At 71.7% G+C, this 16,063-nt stretch carries 12 protein-coding genes; 7 read left to right on the top strand and 5 right to left on the bottom strand.

Annotation, left to right across the window (positions count from 1 at the left end):
* The first annotated feature begins 48 nt into the window (after window positions 1–48).
* Together pulA and FHS37_RS30040 are read left to right on the top strand one after the other, a co-directional pair.
* Entirely contained in the window at window positions 49–5,352 is a 5,304-nt protein-coding gene (gene pulA, locus FHS37_RS30045; RefSeq protein ID WP_184826968.1) for a pullulanase-type alpha-1,6-glucosidase, read from the top strand.
* 460 nt (window positions 5,353–5,812) lie between these two features.
* Window positions 5,813–6,103 carry an alpha-amylase inhibitor gene (locus FHS37_RS30040; protein WP_221500491.1) on the top strand — a complete coding sequence of 97 codons (291 nt, stop codon included), beginning with the start codon at window positions 5,813–5,815 and terminating at the stop codon, window positions 6,101–6,103.
* A gap of 559 nt (window positions 6,104–6,662) precedes the next feature.
* Here FHS37_RS30040 and FHS37_RS30035 read toward each other — a convergent pair.
* The 3 genes from FHS37_RS30035 to FHS37_RS30025 all read right to left on the bottom strand — a co-directional run bounded on the left by FHS37_RS30035 (window position 6,663) and on the right by FHS37_RS30025 (window position 8,142).
* Window positions 6,663–6,863 carry a DUF397 domain-containing protein gene (locus FHS37_RS30035; RefSeq protein ID WP_184826964.1) on the bottom strand — a complete coding sequence of 67 codons (201 nt, stop codon included), beginning with the start codon at window positions 6,861–6,863 and terminating at the stop codon, window positions 6,663–6,665.
* Window positions 6,860–7,732 (bottom strand): helix-turn-helix domain-containing protein, encoded by an 873-nt coding sequence (locus FHS37_RS30030; RefSeq protein ID WP_184826962.1) that lies wholly within the window; start codon window positions 7,730–7,732, stop codon window positions 6,860–6,862. Before FHS37_RS30030 ends, FHS37_RS30035 begins: the two co-directional genes overlap by 4 nt.
* A 167-nt stretch (window positions 7,733–7,899) precedes the next feature.
* Entirely contained in the window at window positions 7,900–8,142 is a 243-nt protein-coding gene (locus FHS37_RS30025) for a hypothetical protein (protein WP_184826961.1), read from the bottom strand.
* Between the two features lie 525 nt (window positions 8,143–8,667).
* On the opposite strand from FHS37_RS30025, the gene FHS37_RS40880 reads away from it, so the two are divergent.
* The 4 genes from FHS37_RS40880 to FHS37_RS30005 all read left to right on the top strand — a co-directional run bounded on the left by FHS37_RS40880 (window position 8,668) and on the right by FHS37_RS30005 (window position 11,197).
* Window positions 8,668–9,519, top strand: a complete 852-nt coding sequence (locus FHS37_RS40880) for an MrfA Zn-binding domain-containing protein (RefSeq protein WP_229890085.1) — start codon at window positions 8,668–8,670, stop codon at window positions 9,517–9,519.
* 222 nt (window positions 9,520–9,741) lie between these two features.
* The gene (gene panD, locus FHS37_RS30015; RefSeq protein WP_184826959.1) at window positions 9,742–10,164 is read left to right on the top strand and encodes an aspartate 1-decarboxylase; all 423 of its coding nucleotides are present in this window, start codon (window positions 9,742–9,744) and stop codon (window positions 10,162–10,164) included.
* A 28-nt stretch (window positions 10,165–10,192) separates the two neighbouring features.
* Entirely contained in the window at window positions 10,193–10,543 is a 351-nt protein-coding gene (locus FHS37_RS30010) for a GNAT family N-acetyltransferase (protein WP_375372326.1), read from the top strand.
* 15 nt (window positions 10,544–10,558) lie between these two features.
* Window positions 10,559–11,197, top strand: coding sequence for an aspartate/glutamate racemase family protein (locus FHS37_RS30005; protein WP_184826957.1), 639 nt, complete (start codon window positions 10,559–10,561; stop codon window positions 11,195–11,197).
* A gap of 575 nt (window positions 11,198–11,772) precedes the next feature.
* Here the strand turns inward: FHS37_RS30005 and gnd are convergent.
* A complete protein-coding gene (gnd, locus tag FHS37_RS30000) occupies window positions 11,773–13,212 on the bottom strand; it encodes an NADP-dependent phosphogluconate dehydrogenase (RefSeq protein ID WP_184826955.1) in 1,440 nt (479 codons plus the stop codon).
* A 364-nt stretch (window positions 13,213–13,576) separates the two neighbouring features.
* Here gnd and FHS37_RS29995 point away from each other — a divergent pair, with 364 nt between their 5' ends.
* A complete protein-coding gene (locus FHS37_RS29995) occupies window positions 13,577–14,848 on the top strand; it encodes a transglycosylase family protein (protein ID WP_184826954.1) in 1,272 nt (423 codons plus the stop codon).
* Here the strand turns inward: FHS37_RS29995 and FHS37_RS29990 are convergent.
* The gene (locus tag FHS37_RS29990; protein WP_184826952.1) at window positions 14,838–15,995 is read right to left on the bottom strand and encodes a DMT family transporter; all 1,158 of its coding nucleotides are present in this window, start codon (window positions 15,993–15,995) and stop codon (window positions 14,838–14,840) included. The two genes, FHS37_RS29995 and FHS37_RS29990, sit on opposite strands and share 11 nt — an antisense overlap.
* Window positions 15,996–16,063 lie beyond the last annotated feature (68 nt).

Below are 16,063 nucleotides of genomic sequence, written 5' to 3'. Positions count from 1 at the left end.
GGCACGAACCACGGAACCGTGCCGGGACCCACGGCCGGCCCTACGACCATGGCCGCCGCGGTCGTCGTGGCCGCACTGCTCGCCACGGCGCTGGGCACACCCCAGCAGGCAGCCGCGGCACCGCGGCCTCCCGGTCCGCCGTCCGACGCCCGGCTCGCCGCCGAGCCGGCCCGCCACGATCTGACCCGGGAACAGGCGTACTTCCTGTTGCCCGACCGGTTCGCCAACGGATCCCGTGCCAACGACCGCGGAGGGCTCGGCGGCGACCGGACCGCGACGGGATTCGACCCGACGGACAAGGGCTTCTACCAGGGGGGCGACCTGAGGGGCCTGATCGAGAAGCTCGACTACATCAAGGGCCTGGGCACCACCGCGATCTGGATGGCGCCGATCTTCAAGAACAAGCCGGTGCAGGGCGGTGGCGAGTCCGCCGGCTACCACGGCTACTGGATCACCGACTTCACCCAGGTCGACCCGCACTTCGGCACCAACGCCGAGCTCGCTGAACTCATCGACAAGGCCCACGCCAAGGGCATGAAGGTCTTCTTCGACGTCATCACCAACCACACCGCCGACACCGTCACGAACGTCGAGAAGAAGTACGGCTACCGCTCCAAGGGTTCCTATCCCTACCTCGACACCCAAGGACGTCCGTTCAACGACAGCTCCGGTATGGGCAAGGTCGACCGGGACAGCTTCCCCTACACGCCCGTGGTGAACGAGGACGAGGCCGACGCCAAAGTCCCGGCATGGCTGAACGACCCCACGATGTACCACAACCGGGGTGACTCGACGTTCGTCGGCGAGAGCGGCCTCTACGGCGACCACACCGGTCTCGACGACCTGTGGACCGAACGGCCCGAGGTGGTCGAGGGCCTGGAGAAGATCTACCAGAGGTGGGTCAGGGACTTCGACGTGGACGGTTTCCGCGTCGACACGGTCCGCAACGTCGACATGCCGTTCTGGACGCAGTGGGCGACCGCGATCGACGCCTACGCCGCGAAGAGGGGACGCGAAGACTTCTTCGTCTTCGGCGAGACCCTCTCCTCCGACCCGGCCGTCACGGCGCCCTACGTGACCGAGGGCAGACTCGACGCCACGCTCGACTTCCCGCTGCAGAACGCCATCCGCGGCTACGCCTCCCAGGACAAGCCGGCGAGCACCCTCTCCGGCGTCCTGGCCCAGGACCACCGCTACACCAGCGACAAGGCCAACGCCTACGAGCAGGTGACCTTCCTCGGCAACCACGACATGGGCCGCATCGGCAGTTTCATCAGCCAGGACAACCCGGGTGCGGGCGATGCCGAGCTGCTGCGCCGGGACCGGTTCGCGCACGAGTTGATGTTCCTGTCGCGGGGCAATCCGGTGATCTACGCGGGTGACGAGCAGGGCTTCACCGGACCGGGCGGGGACAAGGGTGCCCGGCAGACGCTGTTCGCGTCGAAGGTCCCGGACTATCTGGACGACGACCAGATCGGCACGGAGCGCACGCACGCCTCGGACGCGTACGACCCGGCGCATCCGCTGTACAAGGCGATCGCTTCCCTTTCACAGCTGACGAAGCGGCATCCGGCGTTGCGTGACGGTGTGCAGGAGGAGCGGTACGCGGACGACGGTCCGGGGGTGTACGCGTTCTCGCGCACGGATGCGGGGCAGCGGGTCGAGTACGTCGTCGCGGTGAACAACGCGGACGAGGACCGGACGGTGGAGGTGCCGACGTACTCGGCGGGGATGGACTTCCGTGGGGTGTACGGGGCGTCGGCGCGGGTGCGCAGTGGTACGGACCGGAAGGTGCGGGTGGAGGTTCCGCCGCTGTCCGCGGTGGTGCTGAAGGCGGCGAAGCCGCTGGCCACTCCGGCCACCGGGCCGTCGGTGTCGGTGCGGGCTCCGGCGGCCGGTGCGACCGGTGACGTGGAGGTCTCCGCGGAGGTGGACGGTGGCGGGCTGAACCGGGTGGTGTTCGCCGCCCAGGTCGGCGACGGGCCCTGGCGTACTCTGGGTTCCGCCGACCACGCCCCGTACAAGGTGACCCAGCACCTGCCGGACACGGTGCGTGCCGGGACGCCGCTGCGCTACAAGGCCGTCGTGGTCGACCGTGCGGGACGCACCGCGAGCGACACCGCCGCCACCACCGCGGGACAACCCCCCGCCCCCGAGAAACCGACCGCAGTGGACCGACCCTACGCCGTGGTGCACTACCGGCGGACGGACGGCGACTACGACGGCTGGCAGCTCAAGTCGTCCGCCGGAACCGCGGACTTCACCGGCCGCGACGCCTACGGAGCCTTCGCCTGGGTGAAGCTGGACGACGGTGCCGGCGACGTGACCTACACCGTCGAGAAGGACGGCGACGCGGACGGTCCGCGGCGCACGCTCGAGGTGGCGAAGACGGGTGAGGTCTGGATCGAGCAGGGCGAGGACGGACAGGCGGTGACCGCACCCGAGGGCGCCTACCCGCCGCAGGACGAGAAGAAGGCCGTCCTGCACTACCACCGCGCCGACGGCGACTACGACGGCTGGGGCCTGCACACCTGGACCGGTGCGGCGAACCCGACGGACTGGTCGAAGCCGCTGCAGCCGGTCGGCAGGGACAGCTTCGGTGTGACCTTCGAGGTACCCCTCGCCGACGGCGCCACGTCCCTCAGCTACATCATCCACAAGGGTGACGAGAAGGACATCGCCAGCGATCGGTCTCTGGACTTCGCCACCTACGGCAAGGACGTCTGGCTGATCGGCGGAACCGCCGACCACCTGCTGCCGACCGTGGGCTCGGCCCCCGACCTCGACCTGGGCGCCTCGAAGGCCCAGTGGATCGACGCGGACACGGTGGTGTGGAACGTCAAGGCCACCGACGCCACCAGCCAGCAGCTCGTGTACGCCCCCAAGGGCGACATCACCGTCAAGGACGGCGCCCTCTCCCACGAGGGGCACTGGCTGCGTCTGGTGCCGACGACCCTCAGCGACGCCCAGAAGGCGAAGTTCCGGCACCTGAAGGACGGCACCGCCTGGTCCGTCGACCCGCGTGACCGGGACCGGGTGCGGGAGGCGCTGCGCGGCCAGCTCATCGCCACGCAGCGGGCCGCCGACGGCGCGCTGCTCGCGGCGACGGGTGTCCAGATCCCCGGCGTGCTGGACGACCTCTACGGCGCGGCGCGCAAGGCCCGCCTCGGGCCCGTCTTCGACCACCGGGGCAGGCCCACCCTGTCCGTCTGGGCCCCGACCGCCAAGAGCGTGTCCCTCGAGCTGGACGGCCGGCGCGTACCCATGCGCCGGGACAGCGACACGGGTGTCTGGTCGGTGACCGGATCCCGCGCCTGGAAGGGCAAGCCGTACCGGTACGCCGTCACGGTGTGGGCCCCGACGGTCCGCAGGACCGTCACCAACAAGGTCACCGACCCGTACTCCGTGGCACTGACGGCCGACTCCGCACGCAGTCTCGTCGTCGATCTGAAGGACAGGTCCCTGGCGCCCGCGGGATGGTCCGGGCTGGACAAACCCCCGGCCGTTCCGCTCAAGGACGCGCAGATCCAGGAACTGCACGTACGTGACCACTCCGTGGGTGACTCGACCGTCCCGGCGGCTGAGCGGGGCACGTACACCGCCTTCACCGAGAAGAACTCGGCGGGCAGCAGGCACCTCCGTGCTCTGGCCGAGGCCGGCACCTCGTACGTGCACCTGCTCCCGGTCTTCGACTTCTCGACCGTTCCGGAGAAGGCCGCCGACCGGGCCGCCCCCGGATGCGACCTGGCCTCCTACCCGGCCGACTCCGCCGAGCAGCAGGAGTGCGTGGCGAAGGCCGCCGCCAAGGACGCCTACAACTGGGGCTACGACCCCTACCACTTCACCGTCCCCGAGGGCTCCTACTCCAGCGACCCGGACGGGACGCGGCGCACGGTCGAGTTCCGCAGGATGGTCAAGGCGCTCAACGAGGACGGTCTGCGGGTCGTGATGGACGTGGTCTACAACCACACCGTCGCGAGCGGCCAGGCCGAGACGTCCGTCCTGGACCGGATCGTGCCCGGCTACTACCAGCGGCTGCTCGCCGACGGCTCGGTCGCCACTTCGACCTGCTGCGCCAACACGGCTCCCGAGAACGCCATGATGGGCAAGCTGGTCGTCGACTCGGTCGTCACCTGGGCCAAGGAGTACAAGGTCGACGGGTTCCGCTTCGACCTCATGGGCCACCACCCGAAGGCCAGCATCCTCGCCGTGCGCAAGGCCCTCGACGAGCTGACCCTCACGAAGGACGGCGTCGACGGCAAGAAGATCATCCTGTACGGCGAGGGCTGGAACTTCGGCGAGGTGGCCGACGACGCCCGCTTCGAGCAGGCCACGCAGGAGAACATGGCCGGCACCGGCATCGCCACCTTCTCCGACCGGGCCCGCGACGCCGTGCGCGGCGGCTCGCCCTTCGACGCCGACCCCGGCGTGCAGGGCTTCGCCTCCGGCCTCCACACCGACCCCAACTCCTCGGAGAACAACGGCACCGAGGCCGAGCAGAAGGCCCGCCTGCTGCACTACCAGGACCTGATCAAGGTGGGGCTGACGGGCAATCTCCGGCAGTACCGTTTCATCGACTCCAGCGGCAAGGAGGTCACCGGCTCCCAGGTCGACTACGACGGCGCTCCCGCCGGATACGCCGACGCCCCGGGCGACGCCCTCGCCTACGCCGACGCGCACGACAACGAGACCCTGTTCGACGCGCTCGCGTACAAGCTCCCGGCGGACACGTCCGCCGACGACCGGGCCCGGATGCAGGTCCTCGCCATGGCCACGGCCACCCTCTCGCAGGGCCCGACGCTCTCCCAGGCGGGCACCGACCTGCTGCGTTCGAAATCCCTGGACCGCAACTCCTTCGAGAGTGGTGACTGGTTCAACGCGATCCACTGGAACTGCGCGGACGGCAACGGCTTCGGCCGCGGGCTGCCGTCGGCCGCCGACAACGAGGCCAAGTGGCCCTACGCCAAGCCCCTGCTCGGTGCGGTGAAGGTCGGCTGCCCGCAGATCCAGGGCGCCTCGGCCGCCTACCGGGACCTGCTGAGGATCCGTACCACGGAGAGTGCCTTCTCCCTGGACACGGCCGCCCAGGTGCAGTCGGCGCTCTCCTTCCCACTCTCGGGCAAGGACCAGACACCCGGCGTGATCACCATGAGACTGGGTGACCTGGTCGTCGTCTTCAACGCCACGCCCGACCGGCAGTCCCAGCGGCTGACGGAACCGGGCGGAGGCACCTACCGGCTGCATCCGGTGCAGGCCGCCGGTGCTGACCGCGTGGTCAGGACGGCCACCTACACAAAGAGCACCAGCACCTTCGAGGTGCCGGGCCGCACCGTGGCGGTCTTCACGCGCTGACAGGAAATGGCCCACGAAGTGCCCGTACCGGCAGCCCGGTACGGGCACTTCCATGTGGGGGCCGGCACCCGGAACGGGGGAGGGACGACAGCTTTCGGTCTTGTCGCGGCTGCCTCACTGAGCGCGGCCATGTGTTCGTTTGTCGACGGCAACGCGGCCTGATGGCAGGAGTAAGACGTGCCGCTTCATCCGGCAGTAACCTCACTGGCTTCGCGGATTCATCCGTCCGGCTGTGTCCTGTCATCCTGCGGTGTGATGCCGGCTCTGGCCGCTGAGCTGCGTGTTCATGAGGAGCCGCGTCTCCCGGGTTCATTGAAACCGGCACCGCAAGTTGCTGGAACCTGCCGCAATGTTTTTCATGCCCCTGCCGGGCCCTCGTACTCTGAGGGCGTCCGTTCAGCAAGTGAAGGGGAGCACGCTGATGAAGCGGTTTGTGCGTTCAACTTTCGTGACGTGCGCGATGGCTCTGGCCCTGGGGACGCCCGCCACGGTGGCCCACGCCGAGTCCCAGGAGAGTGCGGGGACCCAGACCCCCGCGCCCGCGTGCCTGACGTACAGCCCGGGATGGCGCTACACGTTCGTGAGCAACGACTGCTCGACCGCCCACAGGGTGAAGGTCCTGTACGGCGACGGAATGGACGTCCCCTGCCAGGAGGTGGCCCCGCGGAACTGGTTCACCTTCCCGGGCTACGGAACCGAGGGGAACACGATCGAGGGCATCGTCCTGTGCGACCACGCCGACGGTGCCTGACCGCGCGGCGGCAAGGGCGAGCGCTCCCGGCCGGCCGGGAGCGCTCGCCCTTGCAGGGTGGTGCCGACGGTGTGTCAGGTGTCCGGAAGGTGTTCAGGAGCTGCCGGACCGGACGCCTGTCACTTGAGGCGGTAGGCGTGCATGACGCTCCGCGTGATGCTGCTGCCCGCGGAGTCACCGGCGGCGGTGCGCAGAGACACGAAGCCGGAAACCCTCCGGGCGTCGTACCAGGGTGGTCCAGCCCTGGTCGGCGGAGGACGTCCGGGCGGAGCGCCAGGTCGTGCCGTCGGCGCAGGGACTTCAACCGAGGGCTCCTTGATCCTCCCGCCGCCGGTCGACCTTGACTGGTGGTCCATCGCGAAGAGGAGCGTGAACGCCTTGAGTTCCTCATGGTTCTCAAAGGGGGCGGGGGTCCCATCCCGCTCATGAGCGTGCGAAAAGGCCCTCGGCCTGGAAAGAGGGAAAGCGAGGTGGCCGGTGGCGGGCCGGAGGGTGCCGGGCCGCCACCGGAGGGGAGGCCATGACAGAAGCGGAGCGTCACGGCCCCGGGCACGGCGGGTCAGGTCCGGTCCCGCTCCAGGCTCGCGACGAACCCGGACCATGCGTTCCGCGTGAACGCGAGCCGAGGGCCGCCGCGCTCCTTGGAGTCCCGTACGTGTATCGCGGCGACGTCGGCGGCGATCTCGACGCACTCGCCTCCTTCGTCACCGCTGTAGCTGCTCTTGAACCAGTTGAGCTGTGCGGACTGTTCGGTGTTCATAGGTCTCCCGGCATCTTCTCGAGCAGGTGCAAGGACTCGCGTGGGGTGAGTGCCTGCCCTCGGATGCTGCCATGCTTCGCGGCCAGGACACGCACCTCTTCCGGGTCGGTGATGAGGCGACTGAAGTGCTGGACCTCCAGATAGGCGACCTGCGGTTTGCCCTTCGGGGTGAGCAGTGTGAACGGGCCTCCCATGCCCGCATGTTCCTCGCTCATGGTCGGCATGACCTGGATTTCGACGTGACGTAACTGACCGATACGGAGGAACTGTTCCAACTGGCCGCGCCGTACGGCTGGGCCGCCGAACGGCTGACGCAGAATGGTCTCCTGGACGACGGCGCTCACGGTCGGCGGCGGCCACCGGGTCATCAACTCCTGCCGAGTCATCCTCGCAGCCACACGTTCCTCGATGGTTTCCTCGTCGAAGAAGGGCTGTCGACTGGCGAACACGGCACGTGCGTACTCCCGGGTCTGGAACAAGCCCGGCACCGCCTGATTGGCGAAGTGACGGAGCTCAACCGCCTCCGCCTCCAACCGCGCGTAGTCCCGGAACCACTCCGGATGCCGCACCCTGCGCCGGGTCTTCGCCCGTTCCACGTCCTCCGCGGCCGACGCCAGCAGGCCGCCGCAGTCCAGCAACCGGTCGACCGCGACCAGCAGTTCGGGCTGGGGCGTCCGCCGGGCCCGCTCGACCGACGAGATCGTCTCCTCGCCGTACCCGATCCGGTCACCCAGCTCCTTCTGGCTCAGCCCGGCCCGCTCCCGGGCGACCTTGATCTGCCGCCCCAGGGCCCGGAACAGGTCCGCGACCTCGTCCGTACCGTCCGCCCCGCCGCCCGTGGGGACCCCCGTGCCCGACTGTGCTGCCATGCCGTACCACCACCCTGTTCCCTGTACCGAGGACGAACCGGCGAGGGCCCGGCCGGGTCACGGCCGGACGCCCGTACACCACACCGTCCGCACCGGGACAGTCACCCTGCGTACCGCCCGGACCGCTCCTCACGGTAGGACGACTCGGTCACCCTCGGTGATGTGAATCAGGAAACCGTCACCGCACCCGGTGAACCGATCGTCGGCGCGGCCCATCCCTGTGCGCGCTGCTGCTCACGGCGCCGCTGCTGGCGTGCCTGTCCGGCGACCCGGCCTACGAGATCGACGAGTTGTACCCGGAGGAGAAGCAACTCCTCGATGAGATGGGGCAGTTCCTGGGAGGTGCCGGTACGGCGATCCTGGCCGGACACGAGGACCCCAGCGGCGCGGTTGGCCGGTTCGACGCCCACGTCCGCGTCCTCGACGAACTCCCCGAGATCCGGCAACAGGCCGTGTGGCGCACGGCGGGTGTCATACGAACTCGGCGTCGACGTGGGCGAACTTGCAGGCCGTCGTCCTGCGCAACATGCCGCCCTCCACCGCCAACTACGTCCAACGGGCCGGACGCGCCGGCAGGCGCGCGGACTCCGCCGCCCTCGTCCTCACCTACGCCCAGCGACGCCCCCACGACCCCGCACGGTTCGCCGAACCGCAGCGGATGATTGCCGGAGAGGTCCGGGCCCCGATCGTCCCCGTCGACAACGTCCGCATCGACCGCCGCCACGCCCACTCCATCGCCCTCGCCGCGTTCTTCCGCGCCATGAAGGAGGAACGGGGCCGTATCTGGCGTACGGCGGGCGAATTCTTCCTGCCCGACGACACCACCGGCGAGACCGCGGCCCACCTCGTGCGCGACTGGCTCAAGCCCGTCCCGGAGAGCGTGGAGGCCTCGATCCGCCGAGTGCTTCCCCCCGAGCGTCCAGGACGAGATCGAGGTGGAGTCGGGCGTCTGGGTCGACGAGCTGGACCGACTCCTGCGGGCTGCGGGGCAGATCCTCGAGCAGGACGTCACGGCTTACGGCGAACGCCGCGACCAGGCGGTGGCCGCCCGCAAGTACTGGCTGGCGGACACGTACCAGAAGGTCATCCGCAACCTGACGCAGCGCGAACTCCTCGGAGTCCTGGCCAACCGCAACGTCCTGCCCAAGTACGGCTTCCCCGTGGACACCGTCGAACTGCGCATCCCGCAGGACGGCGGCGGGGTGGCGGGCCAGCTCGAACTCACCCGCGACCTCAGCGCCGCCGTCCACGAGTACGCGCCGGGAGCCGAGATCGTGGCGGGCGGCCACCTGTGGGCGTCCGCCGGGGTCTACCGCCTGCCCGACCGTGAACTGGTCAGCCGCCACTACACCGTGTGTGGCACCTGCGGCCGCTACCGCGAGGCCACCGAGCCCGTCGATCCCACCTGCACCGCCTGCGGAGCGACGTCCACCGCAGCACCGCGCCGCTACGTCGAGCCGGTCTACGGCTTCGTCGCCGCACGCGGACCCCAGCGTCGGCCGGGGCGGACCCCGCCGCGCCGCTCCTGGTCAGGAGCCGACGGCATGCCCTCGCTGCTGCTCTTCGACACCACACCGGGCGGGGCGGGGAACGTGATCCGGATCGGCGAGCACCTCGAACCGGTCGTCGAGGCCGCCCTCGCACGCGTGGGCGGATGCGAGTGCGGACCGGAGAGCAGCTGCCACGCATGCCTGCGCACCTTCCGCAACGAGCGCTTCCACGAGTTGCTGAGCCGCGGTGAGGCCGTCGTACTGCTCGATGCCCTGGCGGGCAGAAGCACGAGCTGAACGGCAGGCACTTGCCTTGTGCCCTCCTCCTGTGCTCGGAACCGAGTGAGTGGAGCAGCCCGGTCCTCACCTGGTCATTCGTCAGGAAGGTCGGCAACGGGTCGGTGTGAGTCCTGAAACACCTGGCGACAGCTGACCGGACATGTGAGTGGTTGTACCCTGCGGAGACCGCCCTTGACCTGCAAGAAGCAGGCAGGGAGCAGACGAATCGGGAGTTTCTCCATGCTGCGCACCATGTTCAAGTCCAAGATCCACCGCGCCACCGTCACCCAGGCCGACCTGCACTACGTGGGATCGGTGACCATCGACGCCGATCTGCTCGACGCCGCCGACCTGCTGCCCGGCGAGCTCGTGCACATCGTCGACATCACCAACGGGGCCCGGCTGGAGACGTACGTCATCGAGGGCGAGCGGGGCTCCGGTGTCGTCGGGATCAACGGGGCGGCGGCCCACCTCGTCCACCCCGGTGACCTGGTGATCATCATCAGCTACGCTCAGGTCACCGACGCCGAGGCGCGGGCGCTGGAACCCCGGATCGTGCACGTGGACCGCGACAACCGCATCGTGGCCCTGGGCGCGGACCCGTCCGAGCCGGTGCCGGGATCGGACCAGGAGCGCAGCCCGCAGGCCGTCCCCACGGCCTGACCGGCGCAGACCGAGGCAGGAGCGTGACGTGGCCATGGGTGACACCGAGATCCGCGACGACCGGGCGGCCGGCCGGCTCGAGGCGGTGACGGGCGGCGAGGTCGTCGGCCGGATCGAGTACTTCGTCCTCGACACCCCCGAGCGCGCGCTCGTGCCGGTCCACACCGTCGTGGAGCCCGCCCACGAGGGCAAGGGCATCGCCGGCGGCCTCGCGCGCGAGCTGTACGCCGTCGCCGCGCGCGAGGACGGCGCGGTCGCCCCGCTCTGCCCGTACGTCGCCAAGTGGGCCGAACGCCACCCCGACCGGGCCCCGGCGGCCGGCCCGGAGCTGATCCGGGCGGCGAAGGAGTGGCTGGCGGCCCACCCCGGGCGCTTCTGACCCCCGGCCGCCCGCGTGCTCGCCCTCCTGCACACCTCACCCGTCCACGTCCCCGTCTTCGACGCGCTGCGCGACGAGGACCACCCCGGCCTGGAACTGCGGCACCTCGTCGCCGAGGACCTGCTGCACCGGGCCCGCCCCGACGGTCCCGCGGCGGTCGCCGAGGACGTACGGGCGAGGGTGCGGGAGGCCGTCGACGGCGGGGCCCGGGCCGTGCTGTGCACCTGCTCGACCATCGGCGGCGTCGCGGAGGCGGCGGCCGCCGGGGCGGGCGTTCCCGTGCTGCGCGTCGACCGGCCGATGGCGGGCGCGGCCGTGGCCGCCGGTCCGCGCGTCGTCGTCCTCGCCGCCCTGGAGAGCACCGTGCGGCCCACGGTGGCGCTCCTCGAGGAGGAGGCGCGGCGCGCCGGCCGCACCGTCGAGGTGCGCACCGTGCTGGTCGAGGGCGCCTGGACCCGCTTCGAGACGGGCGACCGGGAAGGGTACGTGCGCCGGGTCGCGGACGCGGCCGACGAGGTCACCGGCGCCGACGTGATCGTCCTCGCCCAGGCCTCCATGGCGCCGGCCGAGCGGCTCCGCACGACCACCGTCCCGGTGCTGTCCAGCCCGCGGCCCGGACTCGCGGCGGGCGCGGCGGCGGCGGGCGTCCGGTAGCACCGCCCGCGGCGGGGCGGGCGTTCCGCGGCGGCACCCGGAGTCCGTCGCCCCCTCCGCCGGGTGGGCCGTCCGGACCCCTCACCGTCCTGCGGGCGGGTGACTGAGGGCGCGGCCCCCGGGTAGGCGGGGGAGTAGTCCAGAGCCGACGTCGACCGACTGGCCGGAGGACACCCGCCATGACCGAGCCGTACCCGGACCCCGTCCAGCCGGGCCCCACTCCGGGGCCCGCCCCTGGCCCGGACCCCCAGCCCCACCCGGTCCCGCCCCCGGAGCCGCCTCCGGGCCCCGAGCCGCCTCCGGGCCCCACGCCTCCGCCTCCCCACCCCACTCCGCCGCACCCGGGCCCGCCCGAGCCCTCCCCCTCACCGATCCCGCCGGGGCCCGAGCCGGTGCCCAACCCGGAGCCCGGGCCGCCGCTGAGCTGAACGGCCCGCGCGCACGGGACGCGCACGGAAGAGCGGTGCACGACGAGGGCGGTGCACGACGAGGGCGGCGGACGACCGCCGGGGCCGTCCACCGCCCTTCGTCCTGCACCGTGCGGTGCGCCGCTCAGCGCACCCCACCGCGGTCCGTCACGCGGTCACCTCCGACCGGTCCCCGCCCCACAGCGTGTGGAACGAGCCCTCGCGGTCGGTGCGCCGGTAGGTGTGCGCGCCGAAGTAGTCCCGCTGGCCCTGGGTGAGCGCGGCCGGCAGGCGCTCCGCGCGCAGGGCGTCGTAGTAGGCGAGGGCCGCGGCGAAACCGGGGGTGGGCACGCCCTGGCGGGTCGCGGCGATCAGCACCTCGCGCCAGTCGTCCTGCGCGTCGGCGATCTCCCGCGCGAACGTCTCGTCGGACAGCAGGCTCGGCAGGTCGGGCCGCGCGTCGTAGGCGGCGCGGATGCGGTCCAGGAAGGCCGCCCGGATGATGCAGCCGCCGCGCCAGATCGCGGAGACCGCGCCGAGGTCGATGTCCCAGCCGTACTCCTCGCTGCCCGCGGCGATCTCGTGGAAGCCCTGCGTGTACGACACGATCTTCGACGCGTACAGCGCCTGCTCCACCCGGTCGGCGAACGCCGCCGCCTCCGCCTCGCCCAGCGGCGCGGCCTTCGGACCGGCCAGGCCGCGCGAGGCCTCGCGCAGCGCCGCGTGGCCGGAGAGGGAGCGCGCGAAGACGGCCTCGGCGATGCCGGACACCGGCACGCCCAGGTCGAGCGCGATCTGCACGGTCCAGCGGCCCGTGCCCTTCTGCTCCGCCTGGTCCACCACCACGTCCACGAACGGCTTGCCCGTGGCCGCGTCCACGTGGGAGAGCACCTCGGCCGTGATCTCGATCAGGTACGAGTCCAGCCGGCCGGTGTTCCAGGTGCGGAAGATCTCCGCGATCTGCGCGGGGGAGTACCCGGCGACGTCGCGCAGCAGCTGGTACGCCTCACCGATCAGCTGCATGTCGGCGTACTCGATGCCGTTGTGGACCATCTTCACGAAGTGTCCGGCGCCGTCGGGGCCGACGTGGGTGACGCAGGGCGCGCCGTCGGCCGCCTTGGCGGAGATCTTCTCCAGCATCGGGCCGAGCGAGTCGTACGACTCCTTCGGCCCGCCCGGCATGATGCTCGGCCCGTGCAGCGCCCCCTCCTCACCTCCGGAGACACCCATACCGACGAAGTGGATCCCCTTCTCGCGCAGCTCGCGCTCCCGGCGCCGGGTGTCGGCGAAATGGGCGTTGCCGCCGTCGATGATCATGTCGCCGGGCTCCAGCAGCGGGGCGAACTCCTCGATCACGGCGTCCGTCGGCTCACCGGCCTTCACCATGACGACCAGCCGCCGCGGCCGCTCCAGCGCCGCCACGAACTCCTTGGCCGTCTCGGCCGCCACGAAGTCGCCCTCGTTCCCGAACTCCTCCACCAGCGCGTGCGTGCGCGCCGCCGTCCGGTTGTGCACCGCGACCGTGTAGCCGTTGCGGGCGAAGTTGCGCGCGAGGTTGCGGCCCATGACCGCGAGCCCCGTGACGCCGATCTGCGCTGAACTGCTCATAGGGTTGGCTCCTAGTGACCTTGGTACCGGTACTGCCGGGGCGTCGGTGCTGCCGGTCGGTGCCCGTCAGCCCTGCCACCGACCATCCTGACGCCCCGCACTTCCGTCCGCACGCGCGGGTCGTACGACTCCGCGCAGGCACATACGCGCACGAGCCCCCGACGCACTCAGTCCGCGCACGCGGCCGCACGCCCGCGGAGGGACGCACTCGCCCGCGCGCACGGTGCACGGCGCGGCAGACGAGGCGCAACTGAGGGAAAGTTACCGGCCACTTGGCGCAACCGTGCGGCCGATACGCCTCTTGTCCCGGACAGTTCGCAACGCTTACTTTTGCCCCTCCTGACGCGTTGTCGAGGGGGATTCCATGGCCGTGCGCGGCCGGCACCGCCGGTACCAGCCGAACAGGATCAACCGCGCCTCACTCACCGTCACCGCGGGCGGTGCCGGAATGGCGCTCCCGCTGATGGGGACCGGCGCCGCCCAGGCCGCCGACGTGGAGACCTGGGACAAGGTCGCCGCGTGCGAATCCAGCAACGACTGGGACATCAACACGGGCAACGGCTTCTACGGCGGGCTGCAGTTCACCCAGTCCACGTGGGAGGCGTTCGGCGGCACCCGGTACGCGCCGCGCGCGGACCTCGCCACGAAGGACCAGCAGATCGCCGTCGCGGAGAAGGTCCTCGACGGGCAGGGGCCCGGCGCCTGGCCGGTGTGCTCGGGACGGGCCGGACTGACGCGGGGCGGCGACACCCCCGACATCCGGCCGGCGGCCGACAAGTCCGGCGGGGAGGGCAAGAAGGCCGACGGCAGGAAGACCGACCGGAAGAAGGCCGACGGCAGGAAGACCGGCCGGCCCTCCGTCGAGGACGTGAAGCCGCACACCACACCCCAGTCCCGCGCGGGCCGCGCCGAGATGTACACCGTGATCCGCGGCGACACGCTCTCCGGCATCGCGGCGGACGAACGGGTCCGGAACGGCTGGCGGGGCCTGTACGAGGCCAACCGCTCGACCATCGGCGCCGACCCCGACCTCATCGTGCCCGGCCAGCGGCTCGCCCTGCCCGAACCGTCGGACACGGCGGCGAAGGCACCGGCCCGGAAGCCGTCCGAGGCACCGCAGAAGCCGTCGAAGCGGGCCGGGTCGCCGGCCGAGCCGTCGGCCAAGTCGCCGGAGAAGAAGACCGCTTCACAGCGCACCGAGGACCGCGCCGACCGCGCGGACAAGACCGGCGGCACCCTGGTCGCCCCGGTCAGCGCCGCCCTCGGCACGCCGTACCACAAGGCCGGGTCCGCCTGGTCGAAGGGCTACCACACCGGGATCGACTTCCCCGTGCCCACCGGCACGTCCGTGAAGTCGGTCGCGGCGGGCCGCGTCGTCAGCGCGGGCTGGGAGGGCTCGTTCGGCTACCAGGTGGTCGTCCGGCACGCCGACGGCCGCTACAGCCAGTACGCGCACCTGTCGGCGATCTCCGTGAAGGACGGCCAGTCGGTCGTCGCGGGCCAGCGCATCGGCCGCTCCGGTTCGACCGGCAACAGTTCGGGCCCGCACCTGCACTTCGAGGTGCGGACGGGGCCCGGTTTCGGCTCGGACGTCGACCCGGTCGCCTACCTGCGGGCGGGCGGCGTCAGGATCTGACGCCCGTCCGGTGCCGGTCCACCACCGGCACCGGCACGTACGGACCGCCGTAGAAGGGCCCGTACGACACCAGCGGCACCGGGACGGGCTCCGTCCCGTCCGGCGTCCCGGGGGAGGGCACCGGGAGCGGTACGCGCACGTCCTCGGGGAGTTCGAGGCCGGCCAGCAGCCGCTCGGCGGGGTCGTCCTCCGGCTCCGCGGCCGGCACGGGCCGGGCGGCGGGGACCGCCTCGGGCACGGAGGGCGGTACGAAGGCGGGAGCGGCCGTGCCGGACGGGGTGCCCCCGTCCGGCACGGCCGCCGTCCGCCGCTGCTCGCGCGCCAGCCGTTCCGTCGTCAGCAGGATCAGCCCGCCGGCCGCGACCACGCCACAGCCCAGCGCGAGCACCGTGCCCGCCGTGCCGTGGCGGAAGGTCTCGCCGAACATCGTGATGCCGACCGCCGCCGCCACCACCGGGTTCACCACCGTCAGCGTCGCCAGCGGCGCCGCGAGTCCGGCACCCCGGTAGGAGGCCTGGGACAGGAGCATGCCGGCCGTGGCCAGGACGCCGATCACCGCCAGGGACGGCAGGTCCGCCGCCGAGATCCCGCCGGTCCAGTCGACCGCGACGGTCTTCGTGAAGACGGAGGACATGCCGAACGCGATGCCGGACGCGACGGCCAGCAGGATGCTGCGCACCGCGGGATGCCGGTGCACGGCCCGCGCCGCGATCATCAGCGCCACCACCGCGGCGGCCGTGGCCAGCGCCGCGGCCACCCGCTGGGCGGTGTCCAGCGACTGCGCGTCGGACGCGCCGACCAGGGAGAGCAGGCCGGCGAGACCCACGGTCGCCATGACGGCGCCGCGCCACGCGGTCGCCCCGGCCCTGCGGCCGACGAACAGCGCGGCCATGGGCAGCGCGAACACGATGGTCAGGGCGCCCAGCGGCTGAACGAGGCTCAGCGGGCCGTAGGCCAGCGCCACCACGTGCAGCAGCCCGCCGAGGCCGTTGAGCGCGACCGCCGCCCACCAGCCCGGCCTGCGCAGCGGTGCGTACTGCTGCGCACCGGGTGAGGACACCGCGACCTGCTCCTGCACGATCGCCCCGCCGGCGTACGCCACGGCGGACACGAACGACAGCAGCACGGACAACGCGAGGGCGCTCATCGGCTGCTCCTCTGCGTGGGGCCGGAGCCCGGGGCCCGGCGCGGCGATCGGTCGGCTTTCATGACCAA

The sequence above is a fragment of the Streptomyces griseomycini genome, from assembly GCF_014203535.1.
Classification (GTDB): domain Bacteria; phylum Actinomycetota; class Actinomycetes; order Streptomycetales; family Streptomycetaceae; genus Streptomyces; species Streptomyces griseomycini.
This window is presented reverse-complemented; position numbering and strand designations above follow the sequence as displayed.

Coding starts and splice junctions, on each gene's coding strand:
- pulA (WP_184826968.1), top strand. CDS start 49: ATGGCCGCCGCGGTCGTCGTGGCCGCACTGCTCGCCACGGCGCTGGGC.
- FHS37_RS30040 (WP_221500491.1), top strand. CDS start 5,813: ATGGCTCTGGCCCTGGGGACGCCCGCCACGGTGGCCCACGCCGAGTCC.
- FHS37_RS30035 (WP_184826964.1), bottom strand. CDS start 6,863: ATGAACACCGAACAGTCCGCACAGCTCAACTGGTTCAAGAGCAGCTAC.
- FHS37_RS30030 (WP_184826962.1), bottom strand. CDS start 7,732: ATGGCAGCACAGTCGGGCACGGGGGTCCCCACGGGCGGCGGGGCGGAC.
- panD (WP_184826959.1), top strand. CDS start 9,742: ATGCTGCGCACCATGTTCAAGTCCAAGATCCACCGCGCCACCGTCACC.
- gnd (WP_184826955.1), bottom strand. CDS start 13,212: ATGAGCAGTTCAGCGCAGATCGGCGTCACGGGGCTCGCGGTCATGGGC.
- FHS37_RS29995 (WP_184826954.1), top strand. CDS start 13,577: ATGGCCGTGCGCGGCCGGCACCGCCGGTACCAGCCGAACAGGATCAAC.
- FHS37_RS29990 (WP_184826952.1), bottom strand. CDS start 15,995: ATGAGCGCCCTCGCGTTGTCCGTGCTGCTGTCGTTCGTGTCCGCCGTG.